Raw genomic sequence first — 3,276 nt, 5'->3', positions numbered from 1 at the left:
TCAGTGTCCTGCGCCTGGGCGCTGGCGAGATAAAGCCGTTCGGGGCCGAAACTGCAGACCAGATCCTCGGCATATTCCGACTTGCCGGAGGCCGCGCCGCCGATGACCAGGATCCTGCGTCCGGACATTTTTCCCCCTGAAATGGAACCGATGTGCCCTACCGCGCGTATATCTCCCAACAGCGACAAGTCAAAGTCTGGCCGGGCCGGGGATCGCGCCCTCGGCAAAGCCCCGCGGGGACCGGATCGGACGCAGACAGCAGGGGATCACCATGGCTCAGACCGAAATGACGACCAGCTCGCTATCGCGGACCGCGATGAAGGCCGAACTTCTCGATGCCGAGACCGAGCTGGCGCTGGCTTATGCCTGGCGGGACCAGCGCGACACCGCCGCGCTGCACCGTCTGGTGACGGCCTACATGCGGCTGGCGATCTCGATGGCCTCGAAATACCGCCGCTACGGCGCTCCGGTGAACGAGCTGATCCAGGAAGCCGGACTTGGCCTCATGAAGGCCGCCGACAAGTTCGATCCCGACCGCGGGGTGCGCTTCTCGACCTATGCGGTGTGGTGGATCAAGGCCTCGATCCAGGAATACGTCATGCGCAACTGGTCGATGGTCCGGACCGGCTCGACCTCGTCGCAGAAATCCCTGTTCTTCAACATGCGCCGGGTGCAGGCGCGGCTGGAACGCGAGGCGATGGCCCAGGGGGTCGAACTGGACGGCCACCAGCTGCGCCAGCTGATCGCGACAGAGGTCGGCGTGCCGTTGCGCGATGTCGAGATGATGGAGGGGCGGCTGTCGGGCTCCGACTTCTCGTTGAACGCGACGCAGAGCAGCGATGAAGAGGGGCGCGAGTGGATCGAGACCCTTGTCGATGACGGAGCGGATACCGAGGCCTCGGTGGCCGAGAGCCATGACCGCTCGGCCCTGCGCCGCTGGCTGGCCGGCGCCATGGCCGAGCTGAACGACCGCGAGCGGCTGATCGTCTCCGAGCGCAAGCTGCGCGACACACCGCGCACGCTGGAGAGTCTTGGCAAGGAGCTGGGCCTGTCCAAGGAGCGCGTGCGCCAGCTGGAAGCGGCTGCCTTCACCAAGATGCGCCGCAAACTGGACGGCGAGACCGCCGAGGCCCGGGCGCTGCTGCACTGAGGCGCGGCAAGATCGTCCTGCGACATCGGATACACGAGACACCACGGGGCGGGCCTTCGGGCGGCGCCCCGTTCTGCTGTCCGGCCCCACCCGGCAGCGGCGCTGCTTGTGCCTGCCGCGCCCGCGTTCTACCCTGACTGCAAGGGCCGCGATGCGGCAGGTTTCGGCGGCCGTGACGGGGTCGCTCTTGATGGCCGCGACGCGGCGGGGGGACGGGGCCATGAGGCTGGCAGGCAAGCGCATTCTTCTGATCATCTCGGGCGGGATCGCCGCCTTCAAGGCACCGGCGCTGATCCGTCTGCTGCGCGCCGAAGGCGCTGCCGTGACCCCCGTGATGACCGCCGCGGCCGGCGAATTCGTCACCCCCCTGACCCTTTCGGCGCTGGCCGGGGAAAAGGTCTACCAGGAGCTGTTCGACCTGACCGACGAGGCCGAGATGGGCCATATCGAGCTGTCGCGTTCCGCCGACCTGATCGTCGTGGCACCTGCCACGGCCAACCTGATGGCCAAGATGGCGCAGGGGCTGGCGGATGACCTGGCCTCGACCCTGCTGCTGGCCACCGACACGCCGGTGCTGATCGCGCCGGCGATGAACGTGCGGATGTGGGATCACCCCGCCACGCAGCGCAATCTTGCCACGCTGAAAGGCGATGGCGTGAAGGTGGTCGGCCCCGACGAGGGCGACATGGCCTGCGGGGAATACGGCCCCGGGCGCATGTCCGAACCCTTTGCCATCGTCGATGCGGTGCGCGCCGCTCTGGCCTCCGGGCCATTGTCGGGGCGGCGCATCGTGGTGACCTCCGGCCCCACCCATGAACCCATCGACCCAGTGCGCTACATCGCCAACCGCTCGTCCGGGGCGCAGGGCACGGCGATTGCCCGCGCGCTTGCAGCGCTTGGTGCCGAGGTGGTCTTTGTCACCGGGCCGGCCGACATTCCCCCGCCCGAGGGCGTCGAAGTGGTCAAGGTGCAGACCGCGCGCGAGATGCAGCAGGCCGTCACCGCCGCACTGCCCGCCGATGCCGCCGTCTTTGCTGCCGCCGTGGCCGACTGGCGCGTCGCCTCGGAAAGCGGCTCGAAGATCAAGAAGCAGCCGGGGCGCGCCCTGCCGGTGCTAGAGTTCGCCGAGAACCCCGACATCCTCGCCGGGGTCTCGCGGATGACCGAGGGCCGCCCCGCCCTCGTCGTGGGCTTCGCCGCCGAGACCGATGACGTGCTGGCCCATGCCACCGCGAAGCGTGCCCGCAAGGGCTGTGACTGGATCCTGGCCAATGACGTCAGCCCGGCGACCGGCATCATGGGCGGGACCGAGAATGCCGTGGTGCTGATCTCGGAGGAGGGCGCCGAGGAATGGCCGCGCATGGGCAAGGACGATGTCGCCCGCCGTCTGGCCGAGAAGATCGCAGAAACTCTGGCGGGCTGAGCCGCCGAACATTCGAGAATTCAGAACAGGTTGAAGATGCAGACACTGGCAATCCGGATCATGTGGGACGAGGGCGCGGATACCTCCCTTGGCCTGCCGCGCTACGAGACCGAGGGCGCGGCGGGGGCCGACCTGCGCGCCAACCTGCCCGACCGGGGAGAGATCACTCTGGAGCCCGGAGACCGGGCGCTGGTGCCCACGGGGCTGCGGCTGGCGATCCCCGCGGGCTACGAGGTGCAGCTGCGCCCGCGCTCGGGCCTGGCGCTGAAGCACGGCATCACCCTGCCGAACAGCCCAGGCACCATCGACAGCGACTATCGCGGCCCCCTCGGGGTGATCCTGCTGAACGCCGGTGCCGAGACCTTCGTGATTTCCCACGGCGAGCGCATCGCGCAGATGCTGGTCGCCCCGGTGATCCAGGCCCGCTTCGATCTGGTCGAGGCGCTGGACGAGACCGCGCGCGGCACGGGCGGCTTCGGCTCGACCGGGCGGGGCTGACCCTTGGGCTGGCTGCTTCTTCTCGGCGTGCTGATATGGCTGGCCGGCGGCTGGCTGGATATCCCGCGGCGCAGGCGCGGCGTGGTGCTGGTGGCGCTCTGGGCGCTGATCACCGGCGCGCTGGCGCTGCTGCCGCCGGGCCATGTGCTGGCGCAGGCCTGGGGGGCCGCTGTCGGCCTGGCTGATCCTGGGCGGCGTGGCCCTG

The 3,276-nt window shown here is 69.2% G+C and carries 4 protein-coding genes and 1 pseudogene; 4 read left to right on the top strand and 1 reads right to left on the bottom strand.

Annotation, left to right across the window (positions count from 1 at the left end):
* On the bottom strand, positions 1–128 hold a 128-nt coding region (locus OS124_RS26555; RefSeq protein WP_010139513.1), incomplete at its 3' end, for a bifunctional adenosylcobinamide kinase/adenosylcobinamide-phosphate guanylyltransferase.
* 143 nt (positions 129–271) lie between these two features.
* Here OS124_RS26555 and OS124_RS0110375 point away from each other — a divergent pair.
* The 4 genes and pseudogenes from OS124_RS0110375 to OS124_RS24340 form a co-directional block, all read left to right on the top strand.
* Positions 272–1,150 (top strand): RNA polymerase factor sigma-32, encoded by an 879-nt coding sequence (locus tag OS124_RS0110375; protein WP_010139512.1) that lies wholly within the window; start codon positions 272–274, stop codon positions 1,148–1,150.
* 220 nt (positions 1,151–1,370) lie between these two features.
* A complete protein-coding gene (gene coaBC / locus OS124_RS0110370) occupies positions 1,371–2,573 on the top strand; it encodes a bifunctional phosphopantothenoylcysteine decarboxylase/phosphopantothenate--cysteine ligase CoaBC (protein ID WP_010139511.1) in 1,203 nt (400 codons plus the stop codon).
* 36 nt (positions 2,574–2,609) lie between these two features.
* Positions 2,610–3,071: a dUTP diphosphatase gene (dut, locus tag OS124_RS0110365; RefSeq protein WP_010139510.1), complete on the top strand. Its 462-nt coding sequence runs from the start codon at positions 2,610–2,612 to the stop codon at positions 3,069–3,071.
* A 3-nt stretch (positions 3,072–3,074) separates the two neighbouring features.
* Positions 3,075–3,276 (top strand): annotated as a pseudogene (locus OS124_RS24340) (hypothetical protein); the annotation flags it as partial.

Source organism: Oceanicola sp. S124, assembly GCF_000220565.1.
In the GTDB taxonomy this organism is placed as follows: Bacteria; Pseudomonadota; Alphaproteobacteria; order Rhodobacterales; family Rhodobacteraceae; genus Pseudooceanicola.
This window is presented reverse-complemented; position numbering and strand designations above follow the sequence as displayed.

Coding starts and splice junctions, on each gene's coding strand:
- OS124_RS0110375 (WP_010139512.1), top strand. CDS start 272: ATGGCTCAGACCGAAATGACGACCAGCTCGCTATCGCGGACCGCGATG.
- coaBC (WP_010139511.1), top strand. CDS start 1,371: ATGAGGCTGGCAGGCAAGCGCATTCTTCTGATCATCTCGGGCGGGATC.
- dut (WP_010139510.1), top strand. CDS start 2,610: ATGCAGACACTGGCAATCCGGATCATGTGGGACGAGGGCGCGGATACC.